Origin of the sequence: Spirillospora sp. CA-108201 (genome assembly GCF_050936235.1) — a bacterium.
Lineage (GTDB): Bacteria > Actinomycetota > Actinomycetes > Streptosporangiales > Streptosporangiaceae > Spirillospora.
On record NZ_JBNJNE010000001.1, the window covers coordinates 6,984,015 to 7,004,640 of the forward strand.

23 protein-coding genes, 2 tRNA genes and 1 pseudogene are annotated in these 20,626 nt (G+C 69.1%); 15 read left to right on the top strand and 11 right to left on the bottom strand.

The window, feature by feature from the left end; all coding sequences use genetic code 11:
- The first annotated feature begins 267 nt into the window (after positions 1-267).
- Entirely contained in the window at positions 268-1,500 is a 1,233-nt protein-coding gene (locus ACQEU6_RS33545; RefSeq protein ID WP_499337282.1) for an IS110 family RNA-guided transposase, read from the top strand.
- Positions 1,501-1,524: 24 nt separating this feature from the next.
- On the opposite strand, the gene ACQEU6_RS33550 is transcribed toward ACQEU6_RS33545, so the two are convergent.
- The gene (locus tag ACQEU6_RS33550; protein ID WP_499337284.1) at positions 1,525-1,740 is read right to left on the bottom strand and encodes a hypothetical protein; all 216 of its coding nucleotides are present in this window, start codon (positions 1,738-1,740) and stop codon (positions 1,525-1,527) included.
- A 280-nt stretch (positions 1,741-2,020) separates the two neighbouring features.
- On the opposite strand from ACQEU6_RS33550, the gene ACQEU6_RS33555 reads away from it, so the two are divergent.
- Complete coding sequence (locus ACQEU6_RS33555) at positions 2,021-2,482, top strand: hypothetical protein (RefSeq protein ID WP_499337286.1); 462 nt, start codon at positions 2,021-2,023, stop codon at positions 2,480-2,482.
- A 662-nt stretch (positions 2,483-3,144) separates the two neighbouring features.
- Here the strand turns inward: ACQEU6_RS33555 and ACQEU6_RS33560 are convergent.
- The 4 genes from ACQEU6_RS33560 to ACQEU6_RS33575 all read right to left on the bottom strand — a co-directional run bounded on the left by ACQEU6_RS33560 (position 3,145) and on the right by ACQEU6_RS33575 (position 5,241).
- On the bottom strand, positions 3,145-3,267 hold the full coding sequence (locus ACQEU6_RS33560; protein ID WP_499337288.1) for a hypothetical protein: 123 nt from the start codon (positions 3,265-3,267) through the stop codon (positions 3,145-3,147).
- A gap of 68 nt (positions 3,268-3,335) precedes the next feature.
- Positions 3,336-3,752 carry an arsenate reductase ArsC gene (locus ACQEU6_RS33565; RefSeq protein WP_499337290.1) on the bottom strand — a complete coding sequence of 139 codons (417 nt, stop codon included), beginning with the start codon at positions 3,750-3,752 and terminating at the stop codon, positions 3,336-3,338.
- Positions 3,752-4,849 carry an ACR3 family arsenite efflux transporter gene (arsB, locus tag ACQEU6_RS33570; protein WP_499337292.1) on the bottom strand — a complete coding sequence of 366 codons (1,098 nt, stop codon included), beginning with the start codon at positions 4,847-4,849 and terminating at the stop codon, positions 3,752-3,754. The genes ACQEU6_RS33565 and arsB overlap by 1 nt, the downstream gene beginning before the upstream one ends.
- The gene (locus ACQEU6_RS33575; protein ID WP_499337294.1) at positions 4,846-5,241 is read right to left on the bottom strand and encodes an ArsR/SmtB family transcription factor; all 396 of its coding nucleotides are present in this window, start codon (positions 5,239-5,241) and stop codon (positions 4,846-4,848) included. Before ACQEU6_RS33575 ends, arsB begins: the two co-directional genes overlap by 4 nt.
- Before the next feature lie 83 nt (positions 5,242-5,324).
- On the opposite strand from ACQEU6_RS33575, the gene ACQEU6_RS33580 reads away from it, so the two are divergent.
- The 4 genes and pseudogenes from ACQEU6_RS33580 to ACQEU6_RS33595 all read left to right on the top strand — a co-directional run bounded on the left by ACQEU6_RS33580 (position 5,325) and on the right by ACQEU6_RS33595 (position 8,718).
- Entirely contained in the window at positions 5,325-5,810 is a 486-nt protein-coding gene (locus ACQEU6_RS33580) for an ArsI/CadI family heavy metal resistance metalloenzyme (protein ID WP_499337296.1), read from the top strand.
- Between the two features lie 511 nt (positions 5,811-6,321).
- The gene (locus tag ACQEU6_RS33585; protein ID WP_499337298.1) at positions 6,322-7,134 is read left to right on the top strand and encodes a transporter substrate-binding domain-containing protein; all 813 of its coding nucleotides are present in this window, start codon (positions 6,322-6,324) and stop codon (positions 7,132-7,134) included.
- A 74-nt stretch (positions 7,135-7,208) separates the two neighbouring features.
- A pseudogene (locus ACQEU6_RS33590) lies at positions 7,209-7,794 on the top strand (transposase); the annotation flags it as partial.
- 441 nt (positions 7,795-8,235) lie between these two features.
- A complete protein-coding gene (locus ACQEU6_RS33595) occupies positions 8,236-8,718 on the top strand; it encodes a protein-tyrosine phosphatase family protein (protein ID WP_499337300.1) in 483 nt (160 codons plus the stop codon).
- Positions 8,719-9,164: 446 nt separating this feature from the next.
- Here the strand turns inward: ACQEU6_RS33595 and ACQEU6_RS33600 are convergent, their stop codons facing one another.
- Positions 9,165-9,332 (bottom strand): hypothetical protein, encoded by a 168-nt coding sequence (locus tag ACQEU6_RS33600; RefSeq protein WP_499337301.1) that lies wholly within the window; start codon positions 9,330-9,332, stop codon positions 9,165-9,167.
- A 23-nt stretch (positions 9,333-9,355) separates the two neighbouring features.
- Between ACQEU6_RS33600 and ACQEU6_RS33605 the strand changes: the two genes are divergently transcribed.
- Positions 9,356-9,943, top strand: a complete 588-nt coding sequence (locus tag ACQEU6_RS33605) for a hypothetical protein (protein WP_499337303.1) — start codon at positions 9,356-9,358, stop codon at positions 9,941-9,943.
- Between the two features lie 900 nt (positions 9,944-10,843).
- On the opposite strand, the gene ACQEU6_RS33610 is transcribed toward ACQEU6_RS33605, so the two are convergent.
- Positions 10,844-11,464, bottom strand: coding sequence for a leucine-rich repeat domain-containing protein (locus ACQEU6_RS33610; RefSeq protein ID WP_499337305.1), 621 nt, complete (start codon positions 11,462-11,464; stop codon positions 10,844-10,846).
- Positions 11,465-11,768: 304 nt separating this feature from the next.
- A complete protein-coding gene (locus tag ACQEU6_RS33615; RefSeq protein WP_499337306.1) occupies positions 11,769-12,191 on the bottom strand; it encodes a hypothetical protein in 423 nt (140 codons plus the stop codon).
- Positions 12,192-12,564: 373 nt separating this feature from the next.
- Here ACQEU6_RS33615 and ACQEU6_RS33620 point away from each other — a divergent pair, with 373 nt between their 5' ends.
- Both ACQEU6_RS33620 and ACQEU6_RS33625 read left to right on the top strand, forming a co-directional pair.
- Positions 12,565-13,362 (top strand): GNAT family N-acetyltransferase, encoded by a 798-nt coding sequence (locus ACQEU6_RS33620; protein ID WP_499337308.1) that lies wholly within the window; start codon positions 12,565-12,567, stop codon positions 13,360-13,362.
- 742 nt (positions 13,363-14,104) lie between these two features.
- Complete coding sequence (locus tag ACQEU6_RS33625) at positions 14,105-14,260, top strand: twin-arginine translocation signal domain-containing protein (protein ID WP_499337309.1); 156 nt, start codon at positions 14,105-14,107, stop codon at positions 14,258-14,260.
- Positions 14,261-14,386: 126 nt separating this feature from the next.
- Here the strand turns inward: ACQEU6_RS33625 and ACQEU6_RS33630 are convergent, their stop codons facing one another.
- Positions 14,387-14,995, bottom strand: coding sequence for a cadmium resistance transporter (locus ACQEU6_RS33630; protein WP_499337311.1), 609 nt, complete (start codon positions 14,993-14,995; stop codon positions 14,387-14,389).
- Positions 14,996-15,104: 109 nt separating this feature from the next.
- On the opposite strand from ACQEU6_RS33630, the gene ACQEU6_RS33635 reads away from it, so the two are divergent.
- Both ACQEU6_RS33635 and ACQEU6_RS33640 read left to right on the top strand, forming a co-directional pair.
- Positions 15,105-15,632 carry a TerD family protein gene (locus ACQEU6_RS33635; protein WP_499337312.1) on the top strand — a complete coding sequence of 176 codons (528 nt, stop codon included), beginning with the start codon at positions 15,105-15,107 and terminating at the stop codon, positions 15,630-15,632.
- A 109-nt stretch (positions 15,633-15,741) separates the two neighbouring features.
- On the top strand, positions 15,742-16,467 hold the full coding sequence (locus ACQEU6_RS33640) for a protein phosphatase 2C domain-containing protein (protein ID WP_499337314.1): 726 nt from the start codon (positions 15,742-15,744) through the stop codon (positions 16,465-16,467).
- A 39-nt stretch (positions 16,468-16,506) separates the two neighbouring features.
- Here ACQEU6_RS33640 and ACQEU6_RS33645 read toward each other — a convergent pair whose 3' ends face one another.
- Positions 16,507-17,535: a hypothetical protein gene (locus ACQEU6_RS33645; RefSeq protein ID WP_499337315.1), complete on the bottom strand. Its 1,029-nt coding sequence runs from the start codon at positions 17,533-17,535 to the stop codon at positions 16,507-16,509.
- A 79-nt stretch (positions 17,536-17,614) separates the two neighbouring features.
- Here ACQEU6_RS33645 and ACQEU6_RS33650 point away from each other — a divergent pair, with 79 nt between their 5' ends.
- The 4 genes from ACQEU6_RS33650 (at position 17,615) to rpmG (ending at position 19,599) form a co-directional block, all read left to right on the top strand.
- Positions 17,615-18,742, top strand: a complete 1,128-nt coding sequence (locus ACQEU6_RS33650; RefSeq protein WP_499337317.1) for an acyl-CoA dehydrogenase family protein — start codon at positions 17,615-17,617, stop codon at positions 18,740-18,742.
- A gap of 80 nt (positions 18,743-18,822) precedes the next feature.
- Positions 18,823-18,895: transfer RNA gene (locus ACQEU6_RS33655), tRNA-Thr, on the top strand.
- A 347-nt stretch (positions 18,896-19,242) separates the two neighbouring features.
- Positions 19,243-19,316, top strand: a tRNA-Met gene (locus tag ACQEU6_RS33660).
- A gap of 118 nt (positions 19,317-19,434) precedes the next feature.
- On the top strand, positions 19,435-19,599 hold the full coding sequence (gene rpmG / locus ACQEU6_RS33665) for a 50S ribosomal protein L33 (RefSeq protein ID WP_067812252.1): 165 nt from the start codon (positions 19,435-19,437) through the stop codon (positions 19,597-19,599).
- 347 nt (positions 19,600-19,946) lie between these two features.
- Here the strand turns inward: rpmG and ACQEU6_RS33670 are convergent, their stop codons facing one another.
- Positions 19,947-20,513, bottom strand: a complete 567-nt coding sequence (locus ACQEU6_RS33670) for an NUDIX hydrolase (RefSeq protein ID WP_499337320.1) — start codon at positions 20,511-20,513, stop codon at positions 19,947-19,949.
- Between the last annotated feature and the right edge of the window lie 113 nt (positions 20,514-20,626).

Below are 20,626 nucleotides of genomic sequence, written 5' to 3' on the forward strand. Positions count from 1 at the left end.
CCAGACAGGGTCCGGCTGGTGGGCCTCGCCGCGGTGGTGTTGGTGGCAGGTTGCCTGTCGTGGTTCGAGCTGCCCGCGCGGTGACCTCTGAGAAAGTTCTGAGCTTTGGAGCTCTCGGATGAGACTGGGGCCCGCGCGGGTCGCTGGGATCGCGAACGGCTCCATCGGAGGGAAGGCCGTAGAGCCTTGTGATTAGGGCGCCGCGCGTTCCCGGCCAGGCCGCCACCTGCACTGACAGATCACAGGTGATCGAGGGAGAGCACCGGGGTGAAAGCGTTCTGCGGGATCGACTGGGCCGAGGACCATCACGACGCCGCCGTGGTCGACGAGGCCGGCCAGCTGCTGGCCAAGCGCCGGATCGCCGACAGCGCCGAGGGGTTCGAGGAACTGCTGAAGCTGCTGGCCGACGTCGGAGACGACCCCGGCGATCCGATCCCGGTGGCGATCGAGACACCTCGTGGCCTGCTGGTGGCGGCGCTGCGGAGCACGGGCCGCAAGGTGTTCGCCATCAACCCGATGGCGGTGGCCCGCTATCGCGAGCGACACTCGGTCGCGCGCAAGAAGTCCGACCACATCGACCCGATGACGCTGGCAGGCATCCTGCGCACCGACGCGCACGTCCACCGGCCGCTGCCCGACGACAGCGATCTGGCCAAGGCGATCACCGTCCTGGCTCGGGCTCACCAGGACGCGATCTGGCGGCGGACACGCGCGTCCAACATGCTGCGGTCGCTGCTGCGCGAGTACTTCCCGGCCTTCCTGGCCGCCTTTGCCGGCGACCGCTCCACCAACCTGGCCGGGCGCGACGCCCGCGCCGTCCTGGCGCTCGCGTTCACCCCGACAACGGCAGCCCGGCTGTCGCGCACCCGCATCGCCGCGGCGTTGCGGCGGGCCGGTCGGCAACGCGGCATCGACGAGCTGGCCCGCCGGATCCAGCAGGCCCTACGGCAGCCGCACCTGCATCAACCACCGCTGGTCGAAGACGCGATGGGCGTCCAGGCCCGCGCGCTGCTGGCCGTCCTAGACGCCGAATGCGGCAACGTCGACCGCCTCGGCCAGGCGGTCGCCGAGGCGTTCGCCCAGCACCCCGACTACGAGATCATCACCAGCTTCCCCGGCTTGGGCGACGAGCTCGGCGCCCGGCTGCTGGCCGAGATCGGCGATGACCGGGCCTGGTTCGCCGACGCCCGGGCATTGAAGGCCTACGCCGGGTCAGCGCCGGTCACCCGCGCCTCGGGACGCAGCGTGTCCATCACCCGGCGCTCCATCAAGAACAACCGCCTGGCCGCCACCGGTTTCAGATGGGCGTTCTGCGCGGCAGCCAAAGCCGGGCCCCCGCGAAGCCACTACCAGCAGCGACGCGACCACGGAGACCGGCACGCAGCCGCACTGCGCAACCTGTTCAACCGAATGCTCGGACAACTCCACCACTGCCTCCAGACCAGGCAGCACTACGACCCGGTCAAAGCCTTCGCGCCACACGTCGCGGCAGCAGCGTGAGGCAGCAAGCGCATCGCAGCTAGTCTAGCGCCCCACGTCAGGGGTCTCGAACCGGATGAATGAGGACTCCGCGGCACCGACGGGCTTCAGCCCAACCGAGACATAGACCGGCTCGGCCTTTCCGCTTTCGAGCCGCCAGAGTGCGAACTGGTCCATCTCGGTGTCAGCGAAGCGTCGCAGCAGGCGCAGCATGCTCTGAAACTCCTCGGCGGACAGTCGGCCCCCCTCGTGCGCATCCACGCTGATCACGCTAATGCTCACCGACGGCCCAAGAACAAGGATCAGTCACCGGAAAACTCACCTGTCACTTGACTCCGTAACCACATCGGAGGTCTCATCCGCAGGACGGACGCCCTGCGTCCTTCCTCGGTTGATGCTTGACACTCCGGCATCGGTTGATGCTTGACGCCCTGTCGGCGGGTTGTCGGCGACACCCATGCGTGTCCCGCCAAGTTCGGGACGGTAGACCCCGAATCGAGTCGCGCGTACTTACGCGCGCCACAAACCGGGGAGTCATCCAATGACGAAGTTCATGTTCATCCGCAGTGCTGTCTTCATCCGCAGTGCTGTCATCGGTGCTGTCCTTGTCGTCGCGGGCGCCATCATCGCCGGCGTCTGCGCCGCCATCATGAGCAACGGCGACCAAGACAGCATCTTCAGCTTCCTGGGCGTCGTCGCCCTTGTCATCTGCGCTGTCGCGGGCGCCGGTATCGTTGTCGTTGCCTGCGGCATCGCCAACGTGGTCGACGGCGTCGGCTTCCGCGCGCCCTATGCGCTCGCCTTCTTGGACGTCGCCGTCCCGGTGGGCCTCAACCTTGCCGTCGGTGGCGTTGTCGGGGGGTCTTGTGGGTTTGCGTTCTTCGACCGCATCCTCCCCGGCGATCTCTTCTTCAACACCTACGTCGGCGGTTTGTTCGGCTTCGGTTGTGCCTGCACCATGGGCATGGGCTGCATCGCGGCCTGGTCCTGGCTCGACCGCTAGACCGCAAGACGACCTGCAAGGGCCCGGCGGCATGCCGCCGGGCCCTTGTTCTCGTTTCACACCCGGCGGCGGGCACCCCTGTTGTCCTTCCTCGGTTGATGCTGGGCGTGAGTCTGCTCGACCGGTTCGGCGACGAGCACCAGGGCGTGACTGTGGTCGAGCGCCGTTGGAGTCGTCAGGGGAGTTGCCGGAAGATCGGTTGAGCGTGCGCTACTGGGGAACCCCGTGGTTCCCCAGACCCCTCCTGGAACCGGAGGGCACTCCCGCGCGAATCTGTCTGTCTCGGGGTTCGCGCCGTTCGCGCGGGAGAACCCTCCGGACCGGTTCGGTCGTCGGTCCGGTAGGGGAGTGGTGCGGATGTCCGTCGATGACACCCCAAGCGCAGAGGTTTCAAGATCCGGAGAATGCGCGGAATCACATCCGCTCCCAAGATGGCAGCTGGCAGATTCTTCGCAGGTCAGAGGGTGTGTACCTCGGTAATCCGTGACGCACTGTAAATCCGTCGGCTTAGCCTACGCAGGTTCGAACCCTGCACCCGCCACATCATGCGAAGCAGCCCCTGACCAGGCGTAACCCGGTCAGGGGCTGTTCTCGTCTTGTCCGGCTGTATCGGGCTGTGAGTGGCCCTCTACGGGGGGCCGGGCCGAATACGGGCCGAAGTTTCAGCCGTCCTTTTGCCTGGTCGCCTCAGCAATTCGCCGCTTGGCGTCGTCCTCCTGCCCGGCCACGCACTTGGCGTACACCCGCAGCAGGACGGCGACACTGTGCCCGGCCCACTCGGCCACCTGAGCCGGGGGCCTGCTGAGGTGCGTGTGAGGGGCGGTGGCGACGTGGCGATGCTCGGTGCGGTAGGTCAGCGCTGCTCGGGGGTGTCGGCGGTGTGGAGTAGTTCGGTGAGCAGGGTGCGGACGCGGCGGTCGATCTCGTCGCGGATCGGGCGGACCTCGGCGACGGGGCGTCCGGCCGGGTCGGGGAGCTGCCAGTCGAGGTAGCGCTTGCCGGGGAAGACGGGGCAGACGTCGCCGCAGCCCATGGTGATGACGACGTCGGCGGCTTGGACGGCTTCGCCTGTCAGTGGCTTGGGGAATTCCTTGGTCAGGTCGAGCCCGAGTTCGGCCATGACCTCGATGACGGCGGGGTTGATGGTGTCGGCGGGGGCGGATCCGGCGGAGCGGACGCGGACGCGGCCGGCGGCGTGGTGGTCGAGGAGGACGGCGGCCATCTGGGAGCGTCCGGCGTTGTGGACGCAGACGAACAGCACCTCGGGCATCACGGCTCCTGGGTGGTGAAGCGCCGGCGCAGGGCCAGCGAGACGTAGACGAGGCCGACCAGGACGGGGACCTCGATGAGGGGGCCGACGACGCCCGCGAGCGCCTGGCCGGACGTGACGCCGAACGTGGCGATCGCTACGGCGATGGCGAGTTCGAAGTTGTTGCCCGCGGCGGTGAAGGCCAGGGTCGCGGTGCGGGGGTAGCCGAGCCCGACGGCGCGGCCGAGGGCGAAGGCTCCGGCCCACATGACCGCGAAGTAGATCAGGAGCGGCAGCGCGATCCGGGCGACGTCCCACGGCCGGGAGGTGATCGCGTCGCCCTGGAGGGCGAACAGGACGACGATGGTGAACAGCAGTCCGTACAGCGCGGCCGGGCCCACGCGGGGCAGGAACCGCTCCTCGTACCAGGTGCGGCCGCGTGCGCGTTCGCCGAGACGGCGCGACAGGTACCCGGCGGCGAGCGGGACGCCGAGGAAGATCAGCACGCTGCGGGCGGTGTCCCACGCCGAGACGTCCAGGTCGGCCTGGTCGAGCCCGAGCCAGCCGGGCAGGACCTGGAGGTAGAGCCAGCCGAGCCCGGCGAACGCGATCACTTGGAACACCGAGTTGAGCGCGACCAGGACGGCGGCGGCCTCGCGGTCCCCGCACGCCAGGTCGTTCCAGATGATGACCATGGCGATGCAGCGGGCCAGGCCGACGATGATCAGGCCGGTGCGGTACTCGGGCAGGTCGGGCAGCAGGAGCCAGGCGAGGGCGAACATCACCGCTGGACCCAGCACCCAGTTCAGGACGAGGGAGGACAGGAGCAGGCCCCGGTCGCCGGTGACGGCGTCGAGGCGGTCGTAGCGGACCTTGGCCAGCACCGGGTACATCATCACCAGCAGCCCCAGCGCGATGGGCAGCGAGATCCCGCCGACCTTCACCGCCTCCAGCGCCGACCCCAGGCCCGGGATGGAACGTCCGGCCAGCAGGCCCAGCGCCATGGCCGCGCCGATCCACACCGGCAGGAACCGGTCCAGCGGCGACAGCCGTCCCGCCACCGCCCCGCCCGCCTCAGCGGGAACCGCAGGACGCACGACGGGTTCGGCGCTGGTCACGAGGCGGCCGCAGCGGCCAGACGCGGCCCCAGAATCATCGACAGCCGCTCCAGGACCTGGGGCCGGAGCCAGTAGTACACCCAGGTCCCACGCCGTTCGGAGTCGATCAGCCCCGCCTGCTTGAGCACCTTCAGGTGGTGGGAGATCGTCGGGTCCGACAGCTCGAACGCCGCCGTCAGGTCGCACACGCACGCCTCGCCGCCCTCGTGACAGGCGATCAGCGACAGCAGGCGCAGCCGGACCGGGTCGCCCAGCGCCTTGAACAACGGCGCCAGTTCGGCCGCCTCGCCCTGGTCGAGCGGTTCGCAGACCAGCGGGACACAGCACGCCTGATCACCGTCGCCCGGGGTGGTCGGCGAGACGTCCAGGATCGGCAACTCCTGCTTAGACATGCCTCTAATTTGACACCCATCTATGCAGGAGCGCAAACTCGACTCATCGGCTGATTCGATGAACGTCAAAGCAGGAGGTTCCGATGTCCCGCGTCCAGCTCGCCCTGCGCGTGTCCGACCTGGAAGGCTCGATCGCCTTCTACTCCAAGCTGTTCGGCACCGAGCCCGCCAAGCTGCGGCCCGGCTACGCCAACTTCGCCATCACCGAGCCGCCGCTCAAGCTCGTCCTCATCGAGGGCCAGGACGACGAGCCCACCCGCCTGGACCACCTCGGTGTCGAGGTCGAAGACGCCGCCCAGGTGCACGACGCCACGCAGCGTCTGGCCGAGGCCGGTCTCGCCACGCTGGAGGAGAACGACACCTCGTGCTGCTACGCGCTCCAGGACAAGGTCTGGGTCCATGGCCCCGGCGCCGAGCCGTGGGAGGTCTACGTGGTCAAGGGCGACGCCGACACCCTGGCCAAGGCCGAGGGCTCCGCGTGCTGTGCCACGGGCAGCGCCGAGGAGGCCGGGCAGCAGACCAAGGCCGTCACCGGCGAGGAACCCACCGCGGCTTCCGCCTGCTGCTGAACGCCGACGAACGGCACCTTCAAGCCCGCCGGTCGGAGGTACCGTCCCTATGGACGGCCAGCAGCGAGCAGCGCGGATCGAGGACGCCCCTCGCAAGCAGGTATCAGGTCCTGTGCCGAATGCGTCCGAGAATCGGCCGAGTGGGAGAGAAATAGCAGGTCAGAGCGGTTCGGCGGCCGGGGCTGTAAATCCGTCGGCTTAGCCTACGCAGGTTCGAACCCTGCACCCGCCACCGCCACGTAGAACGGCCCTGACCAGCTAGAACGCTGTCAGGGGCCGTTCTCGTTGTTTCCCAGTAGCTCCCCACTCCTCCCGGCCATTGCCGGGTGTTCACGGAACACGGCAGGGGCGTGCGAGCGCCCTAGGCGCGTCCAGCATCGAGGCCACGCTCGCCCCCACTCCGGTCACTGCTGCGTGGCGTTCGGCCCGCGCGGCGAATGAGTCCGGCGTCCGCCTACAGCGTCTTCAGCCGGTCTATGGTCATTCCGTTGGAAACGTGCGGGAGGTCCGGGTGGCGGTAGGGCGGATTCTGGCGGCGGTCGTGCTGGCGAGTGGAATGCTGACAGCGTGCGGGCAGGGCGGCTCCGAGTCGTTGCTGGACGAGCCGACCCTGGTGGTGGGGGTGCGGCCGGACCTGCCGGGGCTGGGGCTGCGGCGACCGGACGGCCGGTTCGAGGGGTTCGACATCGATGTCGCGCGGTACGTGGCGGACCGGCTCGGGAAGGAGGTGCGGTTCGTCCCGGTGCTGGCGTCCGAGCGGATCACGGCGCTGACGTCGGGGCGCGCCGACCTCGTCCTCGCGACCCTGTCGGTCACGCCCGAACGCAAGACGCAGATCGCGTTCGCCGGGCCGTACTACATGTCCTACCAGGACGTGCTGGTCCGGGCGGACGAGCGCGGCGTCAAGGGCGTCCGGGACCTGACGGGGCGCCGGTTCTGCGCCGTCGAGGGGGCCGACCCCATCCAGCGGCTGCTGGCGGTGCACGGGATGACCGCCAGGACCGTCCCCGCCAAGAGCTATGACCAGTGCATGAGCATGATCAAGGGTCGGACGGTGGACGCGATCACGACGAACGACGTCATCCTGGCGGGCCTCGTCCGGCGGGAGGGGCGCGGGTATCGGCTCGTCAACGCGCGGATCAGCGAGCAGAACACCGGCATCGGGCTCCGCCGCGGCGACGTCGAGGGGTGCGAGGCGCTGAACCGGGCGATCACCCGCATGTACCAGGACGGGACGGCGGCGAGGTTGATGCACCGGTGGTTCGGTGGCACCGGGCTGGACCTGTCGATCATCGAGGTGCCGCAGTTCGAGGGGTGCGTCTAGAAGACTGCTGAAGATCTTGGGGTTCTGGCCTCGCCGCGGATGCGGCGGGGCCAGTGTGTTGTGGTGATGGGTGAGTGGGCTGGGGAGTCGGTCGGTCCGGATGTGGGGGAGACGCGCCGGAGCTGATTCAGGCGGGGAGCGTGTTCGCGTTCCTGGCCGAGCACCGGCAGGCGTTGATCCCGGCGGAGATGTTCGCCGACATGTATCCCTCGGCCAACGGGGGGCCGTCGATGCCGCCGCAGATCCTGGCCGCGGCGATCACCCTGCAGGCACTGCACGGGCTGTCGGACTTTGAGACGGTTCAGGAGTTGCGGTGTGACCTGCGGTGGAAGGCCGCCGCGAAGTGCCGGGAGCGGCCGAGGTCGCCGCGGTGCAGTGCACCGCGCACGACCACACCGATCCGGGCAAACCCCGCATCACCTGGAACGACGAGCAGGCCCGCGCCGAGCTGGTGGACGCCCTGGTCGGTGACGCACTGCGGCCGCTGGGCCATCTGCCCGAGCAGGAACTGGCGAGCGGGCCGCGAACGCGGTCGGCGTCCTGGCCCTGGTCGCCGGACAGGACGTCGAACCGGCGGACGGCTCCGACGGCCGCGACGGACACTGGCGCATAACCGACGGCACCGCCCCGGACCGGATGATCTCGACCGTCGGCCCCCAGCCGTAGAACGCCGTGAGTTCGGGCCGCTTGTCCTCGATCGCGGCCAGGAGCGCCCGGACCTGGCGGGGCCGGGCCACGACGTTGCGGTTGACCTCCTCAGCGATGGCCGGGGCTGTCCAGGCCACGCGGTCGATGGGGTTCGCCGGCAAGATGTCGAGTTCTACGGCGTAGTCGAGCGCGCCGTAGAAGATCGCTCGCTTCCTGGCGACGGTCTTCGCCGCGGCGGGCGTGCCGCCCGTGCCGGGTGAGACCTTTCTCCACGTCTTCAAGGGCGCCCCGCTTCGCGAGGCGCCGGGCGACCGCGCCCGGCTCTGCGAGCCGAGCATGCGGCCTGTTCCGTCCGGTCCCGTCTCGTGCCGCCCGGCACGGCCGCCCCACCCCGGCGAACGGGCCGGAAAACGGGAGGCGAGATCACCGCACGAATCGTTAGCCTTCCTGCGTATGGCTTCCCCACGGCCGCTGAACTCGGTCATCGTTGGCAACGGAACGCTCGCGACATCCAGGCGGCCGAGGTTGAATGCGCTGCCGACGTTCCGGGAGTTGGGTGGCAGCCATGTGGTGACCCTCCTGTCACAGAAGGAAGGTGCGCGGCAACTGGGCTCCGCTGTTAGAAGCGCTGGTCTTGAGTGGACATGGACGCCGCTACCGCATGCCGGGCCACCACCAACCACGCACGATGGCCGTCTCGGCGCATCCCTCACGCAATTGGCCGCCGTGCTGCGCGATGGCGGTCACGTTCTGATCCACTGCTCAGCAGGCATACACCGCACCGGGATGTTCGCTTACGCGTTGCTGCGTTTCGCCGGTATGACCGCCGATGACGCCACAGACTCCCTGCAACGGGTAGACGTCGACTTCCTGACAAACGTAGGCGACGACCGACTCGCCTGGGCTAACCGCCTCTACGCGACCTGGCACGGCTGACGCCGAACTTTAGGCGCGCGCCCCGGTTGTGCGAGTTCGAACCAGGGGGCTGACGCCGCCCCTGGACCGGTCGGCGCGGAGCGCTCAGGCTTGCTAACGCGGATGCGAACGGCAGGTCTGGACGGGGCTGGACGAAGGTGGAACAGAAAGGCGATCCGGAGGGTTGCCCAGCAGGTCGGCGGATGAGTCTGGACGGGTGTGGATCTTGCTCGTGAGACTCGTAATGGTTAGGTCACGCGCCAGCACCTAGAGACCGGATGAGATGGTCCTGGACACTCGCGGCGCACACCGTCACTGTGATCAACGGCCGGGAGTATCGGTGACGGTGAACCGCTTGCGCACCGCCACCTTCTTGCCCGGACATCGAGCATCCGAAGCGTGACCCGCTGCGGCGGCGGCACCAGCGCCGCTCAGACCGAGTCCGGCGGCCGGCTCGCCCAGCACCGTCATCGCATGTCGCCGATGATGATGAGGTCGATGAGCTGCACAGGAGTCGACATGTATCCACTGGCAGCGATCCCCGCCTGACCGGCAAGCCGCTCGGGTGGCGCATTGCCGATCGGCGCCGACCAGCGACGGTCCTCTGAGAACGACCGCCAGAAAGAGCGGTCCACAAAGAAAATCCGGAGGACCCAACGTGCCTACCACACGACGCGGGGCCATCGCGCTGCTCCTGGCGCTGCTGGCACTGCTTGCAAGCGGCTGCAGTTCCGGAAAGACCGACGGCCGGTCGCCGACCTACGCCGAGGTCTGCGCGCAGGACGCGAAGATGCTGGCGAACCTGCCCGGCGCCGATGCCCTGACGCAGGCCCTGGAATCCAGGAGGGAGTCGGAAGACGTCTACGCCGTCATCTGGGTCGACGTCCATCGCCTCCAGGCATCCGGCTGCCCCGACAGCCCCGAAGCCGATCCCCAGTTCATGGCGATCGACAAGTACATGCTGACCACCGCGATCGACAAGGTCGAGCCGGCAGTCTTGAACAAGACCATCTACCGGCCGGTCGCTTCCGAATTCGCGGCCGTGGTCCGTCTCTCCAGCTCCAAGGAAACCGCGCTGGAGAGCTTCTATCGGCTGATGGAAACGGTCGACGGGGATCTCACGAAGACCGGCATCGGCGGGAACGGCCCGCTGAGCGACACCTCGGTATCCGGCTACCTGTTCGTCGGAGCACGAGGGTACGGTCACTGGCCCGACCGGGACTCGCGGCTCGGTCCTGGCCGATGAACTCATCCCAGCGTCACTGACGGCGCCGGGACGCCAGTCGAGGGCGGGACGGATCACAACGATCCGCCCCGCCCTTTGTCGTGCGAGACCCTCCTCATCCGCGACAGGCATGGCGTGCGCGGCGAAAGTACTGGCCAGTGTCGCGACACGTTGCGGGCGGCTTCCTCGGATCCTGTGGTTGACCGGGCCAGGGAGATCCTCGACGGCACGACCCCTGCGGGTCGCAGCTGCATGTGGCGCGCCAGGGTGATGCGCTGCCAAGTCTCACGGGCTCGCAGGTTGTGCGAGGACGGAGGCACCGAGGGATGGCGGCGGCCTCAACTGGTGGAGGTCACGGGTACCTGGCACGTGGCGGACGGCCCGCCGTCCGCCAAGCCCGACGCCCCCTCGAACAGATCCTTCTCAAACACGCACCAAGGGCTCTTTGGCCTGTCCGGCTACGCACTTGGCGTAGACGCGCAGCAGGACGGCGACGCTGTGCCCCGCCACTCGGCCACCTGAGCGGGCGGCCTACCAGCCCCCAGCCATGCTTGAGAGGCTGCCTGTCCCGCGGCTTCCCGCTGTCCGTCCACCGCGAGCCGCTCCGCGGTTCGGCATGCGTCAGCCGCATCTCGCCCCAGCCGTCATCCGGCAGGCTCAGGAATTTGCTCACGGTGCCGGCCGGACTCGTCGTAACGGCTGCCTCGGGATGGCCTGCGGTCAGACCGGCAGGCCCCGACTCTGCCACCCAGAAGAGAAGCCGCGGCCCCTCAGGTAGCCGCGGATGAATGCCAGGCTGTTTTGACGGCGGAGATCAGACGGTCGGGGACGGGGCTCGCCAGGGTCGCTGACCTGGTGTTTGGGGATCCACGAGTGACCGTGTCGTGTGCCGTCGACGGGCGGTTGCCCGCAGAGAGGCATCTACCCGGCTCCGTGATCTTCGACAAGATGCGCCAGCGACTCGGGTATCGCGGTGAGCTGGTTACCGTGCAGGACGAGCCGGGTGAGGTTGGTGAGGTTCCCCAGCGATTGGGGTATCGCGGTGAGCCGGTTGCCGGACAGGTCGAGTGATTGGAGGCTGGTGCGGTTCCCCAGCCACTCTGGCAGCGCGGTGAGCTGATTAGCGTCCATGTCGAGCCGGGTGAGGTCGGTGAGGTTCCTCAGCCACTCCGGTACCGCGGTGAGCTGGTTACCGCCTAGGTCGAGTGATTGGAGGCCGGTGAGGTTCCCCAGCGACTCTGGTACCGCGGTGAGCTGATTTCTGGACAGGAAGAGTCGGATGAGGTCGGTGAGGTCCCCCAGCCACTCGGGTATCGCGGTGAGCCGGTTACAGTCCAGGGAGAGCCAGATGAGGTCGGTGAGGTTCCTCAGCCACTCCGGTACCGCGGTGAGCTGGTTACCGCCTAGGTCGAGCTGGGTGAGGCTGGTGAGGTTCCCCAGCGACTCCGGTAGGTCGGTCAGCTCCAGACCGGAAAGATCCAGCTTGGAAGCGCGGTTCCGCTTCGCATGGTCGATACGAGGCTGGGCTTCCAAAGCCACCACGACTGCTCCAATGATCTGTGGACCACCAACGCCCGGAACGGTAACACCGCCCACACCGGGACAACTTCTAGATCATCCAGTTCGAACTCCACATCGACCAGGCGGCCGGCATGGACGGTGACGGGCGGACGCCGGTGAGAGGGGCGCGGTGCCCCGAACCAAGATCACCGCATCAGTACACGCAAGGCCAACCTGGGAACCAGCCGGTTGAACGTGCCCGAAGCGGTCTCGTACGTGTTGTGGAGGAACTCCCGCTTACGTGCCACCTTCGCAGCCGCCGCCCAGAACGTGAGTCTCACGAAGCTCAAGCTCGTGACGCGACAATGTGGCCATGGACGCAGGACTTGCCGCACTGCTCGGTGCCACCGTTGGCTCCCTCACCACTCTGGGTGCAGCTGTCGTGAACGGCAGGACGCAAGCACGAACACAACGTGCGCAGTGGCGCCGTCAGCATCGACGCGACGCCTATGCCGCCTACCTCGGTGCTCTCCATGACCGCGATATCGCCATGGACGCGATCCTCGACGCCCTGCAGGCGGCTTCTCCCGACCTGCCCGAACTGGACGGGACAGTGCAGCACTTCATCGCTCGTGCCCGTGACGTCCACCGCGCCGCAGAGGTCGTCATCCTTGAAGGCCCTCCTTCCATCGTCGAAGCAACCGACCGAATCGCAGAGGAGTCCGGCGGCCTCTCCGAGGTCATGCAGCGCAGGGTGAAGGATGCCCACGCAGGCTCATGCGGGTTGCCGGGGAATCACCAGAGACTCAGACGCGCGGTCAACCCGAACACCCGCGAGCAGCTCCGGCCTCGCCTCGGAACGACACCTATGGCTGTGGACACCGGGCCTCTCCGAAGAGCCAGGAATTCGCGCCGCTGCGGGGTCGATGAGGCCGCACAGGGACGCCGCCGGCTGGCAACGAGCCGCTACGCGGTCTGGACTGTGCGGCGCGAGATCATGGGGGGATGACGGATCTTCTGGCCGAACCGGTGTTGCCGCCTCTGATGTCGACCGGCCCCGGTCAAAGCGGCCTGCCGGCCTCGCTGCGCCGCTGCGGGGCGAGGGCGACGGTCGTCCCTTCCTCCTTCTGGAGGGGACGGCAATGGCGCTGACCTCCGGCTGGTCTCTGGCAGGCGACCCGGACGAGTTCGTCGCGGGCGAGGAGTTCCTGCTCGGACGGGCGGCGACCAACCTCCCTCTGCTGGTCGCGCTGTCCGCCGCCCGGCGCTCCGGTGGCGGCCGGACTCCGCCGCTGTTCGGCTGGTGGACGAGCCCCGAGGGAGCCGTCGGCGGCGCGTTCGTCCAGCCGTCGTTCGGCTCTCTGCTGCTCGGCGACATGCCGCTGGAGGCCGCCGCCGCGCTGCCCGGGCACTTGGACGCCGCGCCCCACGCGTGGGAGGGCCGCAGCGACCTCGCCGAGGCGTTCGCGTTGGAATGTCCCGGGCAGCCGGTCGGTCATAGAACGCGGCTGCACCGGCTGGAGACGCTCCGGCCGTATTCGGCGCCGGACGGTTCCGCGCGGCCCGCGGCGCCGGCGGACCGCGACCTGCTGGACCGCTGGTACGAGGCGATCACCCGGGGCCACGGCATGCCCGGCGCCGTGGCAGGACGGCTCGCCGCCGGCGATCTGGAGGTCTGGGAGGCCGGTGGCCGCGTGGTGGCGGTGGCCGGTCACGGGCCCCGGTTCGGCTCGGCGGTGCGCCTCGACCCGATCTACACGACGGGCGAGCACCGGGGTCACGGCTACGCGACCGCCCTGGTGGCCGCCCTCACCCGCTCACTGCTGGACGACGGTGCGACCGAGGTCGTGCATGTCACGACTCCGGCGAACACCGCCGCCTACCAACGTCTCGGTTACCAGCCCGTCGCCGACTATGTGACGTTCTCCCGCTTCACCTGAAGTCAGGCTTGAACGGAGGCGGTGATCGCCTCCAGCGGAAGCGCGAGGGCACGGTGTTCATCGTCCATGGCCGCAGAGAACGCCTGGCGCCTCTACTGAGTGGTGGCGCGCGATGGGAACGCGTGGTCGGCCGGCATCAAGGGCCTGATCCAGCGAATCGGTGTCGTGGCAAAGAGAAGACGGCGGGAAGGATGGACCTTGCCCGCCGTCAGTTGGAAGCATCGGGGAGGGGCTCCGCCCCAATGCATCTTGTAGCGGTGGAGAGGGGGGACCTCTCTCCGCAAGTAAGTCCAGCGGCATGGCCGCTGGACTCTTCGGGGGGACGCCACTCCCACCGTTGTGCATGAGGTTTCAGGTCGGGCGGACCTTCGACCTCACGGTGGGGGGTGTCTTGCCCGAGACACCGATCTTCTTGGATGCGATACGAGAGTTGCCGGCTCTCGTTCCGCGCCCGCGTACGCCGAGGCTTCTCACGTGTGAATCCAGGGCGTACGAAGCAAGAGTGAGCCCGACTCTCGCGTCGTGATCGTACCGCATGCCGCGTTGAGTCGGTCAGGCTTCGGCGCGGCACCGGCCGCAGATGCGCGCGATGCCCCCGGCGCCCCGCGGGCTTAGCCCCATGCGCGGCCGCGCTCGCCGAGTGCTCGGAGTCGCTTGCGGCGGGGCATCGTCCACGGACGGTCCATTTTGCGGGACGCGGTCCCGCAGTCAACTGAAAAACAAGAGAAAAGGAGCAAGAGCAATGGGAGAGGCGAAGATTACGAGGCGTGCGGCCCTCACGGCGGCAGCCGCAGGAGGCCTGCTCGCGGTGACCCGTGGCAAGGACGAGAAGCGGGGCACCAACCAGCAGCAAGCTCCCTGCGACGGCAAGTCGAACGAAACGAAGCCGCAGCGCTGATCGCACAGAATTCCAGCCGGGCCCCCTCACCGAGGGGGCCCGGCCCTTTTTCGCCTGGTAGGCCACGGGAAGGCGTGTCATCGAACCCGCGCACGTGGGCCGACTGCGAGAGGAGCGGGGCGGGGGTCACAGGCCCAGGGCGTGGCGGAGGTCGCCGGCCGACTCCAGGACGATCAGTGTGCCGATGGTGACGAAGGCGATCGGGACCAGCCATCGGCCGTGCTGGTCGAGGAGGTCGATGACCTTCTTGTGCGAGCCCAGCCAGGACGCGGTGAGGCACCACAGCGCCACGCCGGCGGCGAAGACCGCGACGGTGACGAGGGTGGATTCCGGGCCGATGGTACGGAAGACAGGAGTGTAGGCCGAGATGTTGTCGGCGCCGTTGGCGATCGTCACCCCGGCGATCGGCAGCAGGCCCGAGGCGACCGCGGGAGGCCCGTCGTGGTCGCGGGAACGGACGGCCGCGACGAGGCCCCGGACTCCCAGGGCCAGCGGGACGAGGCCGAGCAGGCCGATCCATTCGTCGGGGACGATCGTCAGGCCCAGCGCGGCGACCACCGAGACGAGGACCAGGGCGGCGATGCCCGCGTACTGGCCCGCCCAGATCTGCCAGGCCCTCGGGGTCCCCGCGGCCCGCCCGGAAAGGAAGAGGACGGTCAGGATGATGAGGTCGTCGACGTTCGTCGCCGCGAACATGCCGCACGCCGTCGCGACCGTGCCCGTGATTCCGTCCACCTACCGGAACCTATCGGAGCGGCTCGACTGTCCGCGTTGGCCGGAACCGCGTCTGCCCGTCCACGCGAAAGAATGGCTCGACGCGCCGGAGGAGACGAGAGCGAAGCACATGTCACCGATGGTTCTGCCCAGGGGAGCGGCGATCGACCTTCCGCACGCCGGACGGTGGACGGTCGGCGCGTCATGGGCGCGGCACGTGTCCTGCGAGGTGGACGTGGTGGCCTTCCTCCTGGGCGAGGACGGCCGGGTGTCCCGCGACGAGGACTTCGTGTTCTACGGGGCCGCCGAGACGCCGGACGGGACGGTCCGCCTGGCCGCGGGCGGCCCCGCGCAGCAGGCGATCGTCATGGACCTGGCGGCGTTGCCGGAGGCCGTCCGCAGGGTGACGGTCGTGGCGGCGATCGACGGCGCGGTGACGTTCGGCGAGCTGGGCGCCGTCGAGGTGACCGCGGGCCCGGGCGACGGCGAGGGGGCGCTGGCGCAGGCGATCCTCGACGCCGGGACGACGGAGCGGACCATGCTCCTCGCCGAGGTCTACCGGCGCGACGGGCGGTGGCGGCTCCGCGTGGTCGGGCAGGGCTACGACTCCGGCCTGGACGGGCTGGCGCGCGGCTTCGGCGTCGACGTCGAGGACTGATCGGCGCCGGAGTCGGGCGACCACTTCAGGACGCGGGGTGCGGTATTCGGTCTAGCGGCCCGCGGAGGGCGGGTCAGCGGGTAGACCTGCATCTGTGCAGGTGAGTTATGTGAGTGTGGCGACGCCGGGGCGGGAGAACGAGGACTTCGTGGCGGCCGGGCCCGGATGGGTGGTGCTGCTGGACGGCGCGACGGCGCCGCAGGGGGTCGACAGCGGATGCCGGCACGACCCGGCGTGGCTGGTGCGCAGGCTCGGCGGACGGATCGCGGCGCTGCTGGCGCTGGAGGACGGCAAACCGCTGCCCGACCTGGTCGCCGAGGCGATCAAGGTGACCGGGGAGGCGCACACCGGAACGTGCGACCTGGGCAATCCGGACAGCCCGTCCGCGACCGTGTCGCTGCTGCGCCGCCGCGGCGGGGCCGTGGAGTGGTACGTCCTCGCCGACTCCCCGATCGTGATGGACGTCGGTGAGATCAGGGTCTTCCGGGACGACCGGGTCGACCATCTGCCGAGCTACACCCTTGAGGGCGTGCGGCGGTCGCGCAACAGCCCCGGCGGGTTCTGGGTGGCGAGCACCAAACCGGAGGCGGCGCACGAGGGGCTGACCGGTGAGGTCCCGGTCGAGGGGCTGCGGCGGGCGGCGGTGCTGAGCGACGGCGCGTCCAGGCTCGTGGAGCGGTTCGGCCGGATGGGGTGGGGCGATCTCCTCCGCCTCCTGGAGGAGGAGGGACCGCGGGAGCTGGTCAGGAGGACCAGGGCCGCGGAGGCGGCGGCGACCGCGGCCCGCGGAAAGCGGTACGACGACGCCACCGCCGTCTTCGTGCGCTTCGACTGACCCGCGCGGCCTGGACGGCGCCCGCTCGGCGTCAGTGCGTCAGCGGGTCGGGGCCGAGATGTGCGGCCACCAGGCGTCGAGGTCCTCCGGGAGGTGCATGCCCTCCATGCGGAGGGTGGCGGGCATGAGGGGGAAGCGCCGCCCGGCGGGGAACGTGCGCTCGTAGGACGGCGGGTCGATCACGATGACGCGGGTGCCGTTCACGACCGGGATGTCGGCCGGGACGCCCTCGTTCCAGATCGGTTCGCCGTGCGCGTCGACGAGGTTCCACGGGCTGGAGACGACCGGCGGCCCGGGCGGGGCGTCGGCGTTCAGGAAGCTCGCGATGATCTCGGGGGCGGGGCGGTCGCCGGTCAGCCCGCCAGGGCGTCCGATGAGCGCGCCCGCGAGCAGGACGTGCAGCTGGAAGTTGTCGCCGATCCCGCCGATGGTGACCGTCCAGCCCTTGCGGCCGGCGCGGTCGAGGACGAGGAGGCGCTCGCCGTCCAGGACGCGCAGCAGCGCCTGGTAGTGCCCCATCTGCCCGAGGTACTGGCCGGCCTGCCCGGCGGCGAAGGCGAGGAAGTCGCGGTCGGCGAGGCCCGCCCGCACCGAGGGCCCCATCTGCAGGACGGTGCAGCCCGCCATCGTGAACTGCGGCAGCGCGAACCACGACATCATCGCGGTGACGGTGCCGTCCCCGAGGTGCGGCGCGACGGTGTCGAAGACCTGCTGGGACGGCTGCTCCTCCTGCATGTCCGGCGGTTTGCCGCCGGTGGCCTGGTCCCACGCGTTCGCGAACGCCAGCGCGGCGGCGGTGACCTCGGAGGCCCGGTGCACGAGGGGCGCGCCGAGGGGGGCGGGGTCGGCGCCGTTCTCGACCCAGGCGCCGGAGACGACGGCGAGCCAGCCGCCGAGGTTCGGGGGCGCCTCGGCGATGCCCTCGGCCAGGCGGGGCATCGCTGCGTTCATCTCGGCGGGCGAGGCCGTCTCGAACACCTGCATGAGCTGCGGAAGGAGGTCGCCGAAGGAGCGGTCCTCGACCACCGCGGCCCGGACGATCTGATCGACGAGATGCTGGAGCGACATAATCGATCACCCTGGCATATCGGGCACAGCGGGTGAGAATCCGCCCGCCGTCCTGGAATCTGATTCTAGAATGATGTCCATGGAGCCACAGGATCTCGCCGACGTGATCAAGGCCGTCCGCAGCTTCGTCCGCGACCAGGTCGTCCCGCGCGAGGACGAGATCGAGGCGACCGACGCGATCCCGGAGCCGCTGCGGCGCACGTCCCGCGACATGGGCCTGTTCGGGTACGCGCTGCCCGAGGAGTACGGCGGGCTCGGCCTGTCGCTCGGCGAGGAGGTGCGGCTGGTCTTCGAGCTCGGCTACGCCAGCCCCGCGTTCCGCTCCATGTTCGGCACCGGCAACGGGATCGCCGGGCAGGTCCTGGTGAACGCCGGGACGGCGGCGCAGAAGGACGCCTGGCTGCCGAGGCTCGCGTCCGGCGAGGTCATCGGGGCGTTCGCGCTGACCGAGTCCGAGGCCGGGTCCGATCCGAGCGCGCTGACCACGACCGCGTCCCGCGACGGCGACGACTACGTCATCGACGGCGCCAAGCGCTTCATCACCAACGCGCCCGAGGCGGACGTCTTCATGGTCTTCGCCAGGACGGGCGGCCCCGGCTCGCGCGGCATCTCCACCTTCCTCGTCGAGAAGGGGGCGGACGGCCTGAGCGTCGGCCCGTCCGACGAGAAGATGGGCCAGCGCGGCGCCCACACGGCCGAGGTCTTCCTCGACGGCGTGCGCGTCCCCGCTGACGCGATGGTCGGGACGGAGGGGACGGGCTTTCGAACCGCGATGGCGTCACTCGCCCACGGACGGGTCAGCATCGCCGCCGTCTGCGTGGGTCTCGCCCAGAGGATCCTGGACGAGACCGTCGCGTACGCGAAGGAACGCAGTCAGGGCGGTAGGGCGATCGGCGAATACCAGCTCATCCAGGGGCTCATCGCCGATTCGCAGACCGAGCTGTACGCCGGACGCTCGATGGTCCTGGAGGCGGCCCGCGCCTACGACGCCGGCGAGGACACCAAGCTCGGCCCGTCCTGCGCCAAGTACTACTGCTCGGAGATGGTCGGACGGGTCGCCGACCGCGCCGTCCAGGTCTATGGAGGCATGGGCTACATGCGCGGCGTCGCCGTCGAGCGCTTCTACCGCGACGTGAGGCTCTTCCGCATCTACGAGGGGACGAGCCAGATCCAGCAGCTCGTCATCGCCCGCAACCTGCTGCGCTGACCGGCGCGGACACCGGCTCGGGATTCCGGTTCGCACCACGCGCCCGGGCCGTGTATGGTTTCACTGCGCGAACGACGCAGGCCCCTTTAGCTCAGTCGGCAGAGCGTCTCCATGGTAAGGAGAAGGTCTACGGTTCGATTCCGTAAAGGGGCTCACGGCAAATCGGCCGCCATCCGCATTCCGGAGGGCGGCCTTCGTCGTCCCGGGACGCCTTTCACCAGGACACCCCGGGACGCCTCGCGCCAGGGACGCTTCGTGCCCGTCACGGCCGCCGCCGTCCCCGCGGCGCCGAGCGTCCTGATTCGCTCCATACCTGGGCCTGTGGTACCGTCCCACCGGTTCCAGCAGGACGTTTCGCAGCTCACCGGCGCACCCGGTATTCTGGAGACGGTCCCGCGGAGCCCGCGGAACCGGTTCCCCGATCTTCGTCCGGGTTCTCGTGTTCCCAGGGCTCGGTGCGCATCCGGTATCCTGGCAATCCGGTCCACACCGACCATCGCGGCGGGGTAGCTCAGTCAGGCAGAGCAAGCGGCTCATAATCGCTGTGTCGCCGGTTCAAGTCCGGCCCTCGCTACTACCCAGGTCTCTCACCCCCCGACGGGGGTGAGCAGGCTGGGTCGAATCGCCGGCCGTCCCCCGGGGACGGCCGAGGTCCGAAAGTCCATGTCCCTAGCTCAGAAAGGCACTCCATCGTGGCTGCCACCGACGTCCGGCCGAAGATCACGCTGGCCTGCCAGGAGTGCAAGCACCGCAACTACATCACGCGGAAGAACCGGCGCAACGACCCGGACCGCCTGGAGATCAAGAAGTACTGCCCCAACTGCCGCACGCACCGTGCGCACCGGGAGACCCGCTGACCGAGGTCCCGGACGGAGAAGTACTGCCCGCCGCGCTCGACCGCAGGGCCAGGACCCGCCGTCCGACCAGGGAGTTCCCGAAGGCCCCGGACGCCTAGTCCGGCCCGGGAGACCCGTCCACGGCGCGAGTCCTTGACGCGGACTTCTTCGCACGCTTGCCCTGACACGAATCAGCCCGTTCTCGCAGCAGGACCCGCGAGGACGGGCTGAACGTCGTTCCGGTGCCGCCCGTCCGAAGCGGCATGTCCCGAGGACCGGTCGGCAGCTCGGCTGCCGACCGACCCTCAGGCAGGTTTCACCCGGTCGTTTCCCAGGCAGGTTTCACCCGGTCGACGCCCAGGCGGGGATCACGGACGATTGGACTCGTCCGTGAGCATGAACTCCTCGATCTCCAGCAGCTCCGCTTCGGTCACCTCGATGAGGCCGGCATCGACGAACCACCGGACCCAGGAGAACGTGATCCCGGGCTCGCTGAGCCACTCTTCGTCGGTGAGGTCGCCCCTGACGCGGAGCAGGGTGCGCTCGGCCAGCTTCTGCAGTTCGGCCTTGGAGACCCATCGCATCTCGCTGAACGAGTTCTTGTCCGGGGTGAGGCACCCCTCCACGTCGGCGAAGTAGACCTGCCAGTAGTGGCCCATTCCGAACGGACCGTTCCCGCGCAGGCAGGGGTTGGGACGCCACACCGGCTCTTCGTACAGCTTCACCAGTGTCTTGACGGTGTACCCCGTCTCTTCGGGAACCTCTCCGCGGGCCGCTTCCTCGTAGTCGCGGAAGTCGTCCTTGACGTGCCCACCCACACCGGACACGCCGCGGCCGCCGGAGATGTTGCCGACCAGGACGCCCAGTTGCGGATCGACGGGGATGACAGCGACGGAGTAACCGTCGCACTTCTTCTTCTTCGGGGCAGCGTTCATCGCTGCTTCACTTCCTCTGCTTCTTGTTTGTCGGTTTTTTTGGCGCGGCACTATGCCGCACTTTGGACTGTCCCGGATCGGCCGCTCATCGCAACGGACGGGGAGCGTGTGAT

What these genes read in the sequence shown, in the direction of transcription:
- ACQEU6_RS33575 (WP_499337294.1), bottom strand. Translation starts at nt 5,241, where the DNA reads ATGTCTAAGCAGGAGTTGCCGATCCTGGACGTCTCGCCGACCACCCCG.
- ACQEU6_RS33635 (WP_499337312.1), top strand. Translation starts at nt 15,105, where the DNA reads ATGTCACCGATGGTTCTGCCCAGGGGAGCGGCGATCGACCTTCCGCAC.
- ACQEU6_RS33580 (WP_499337296.1), top strand. Translation starts at nt 5,325, where the DNA reads ATGTCCCGCGTCCAGCTCGCCCTGCGCGTGTCCGACCTGGAAGGCTCG.
- ACQEU6_RS33650 (WP_499337317.1), top strand. Translation starts at nt 17,615, where the DNA reads ATGGAGCCACAGGATCTCGCCGACGTGATCAAGGCCGTCCGCAGCTTC.
- ACQEU6_RS33595 (WP_499337300.1), top strand. Translation starts at nt 8,236, where the DNA reads ATGGCTTCCCCACGGCCGCTGAACTCGGTCATCGTTGGCAACGGAACG.
- ACQEU6_RS33620 (WP_499337308.1), top strand. Translation starts at nt 12,565, where the DNA reads ATGGCGCTGACCTCCGGCTGGTCTCTGGCAGGCGACCCGGACGAGTTC.
- ACQEU6_RS33670 (WP_499337320.1), bottom strand. Translation starts at nt 20,513, where the DNA reads ATGAACGCTGCCCCGAAGAAGAAGAAGTGCGACGGTTACTCCGTCGCT.
- ACQEU6_RS33625 (WP_499337309.1), top strand. Translation starts at nt 14,105, where the DNA reads ATGGGAGAGGCGAAGATTACGAGGCGTGCGGCCCTCACGGCGGCAGCC.
- ACQEU6_RS33555 (WP_499337286.1), top strand. Translation starts at nt 2,021, where the DNA reads ATGACGAAGTTCATGTTCATCCGCAGTGCTGTCTTCATCCGCAGTGCT.
- ACQEU6_RS33645 (WP_499337315.1), bottom strand. Translation starts at nt 17,535, where the DNA reads ATGTCGCTCCAGCATCTCGTCGATCAGATCGTCCGGGCCGCGGTGGTC.
- ACQEU6_RS33565 (WP_499337290.1), bottom strand. Translation starts at nt 3,752, where the DNA reads ATGCCCGAGGTGCTGTTCGTCTGCGTCCACAACGCCGGACGCTCCCAG.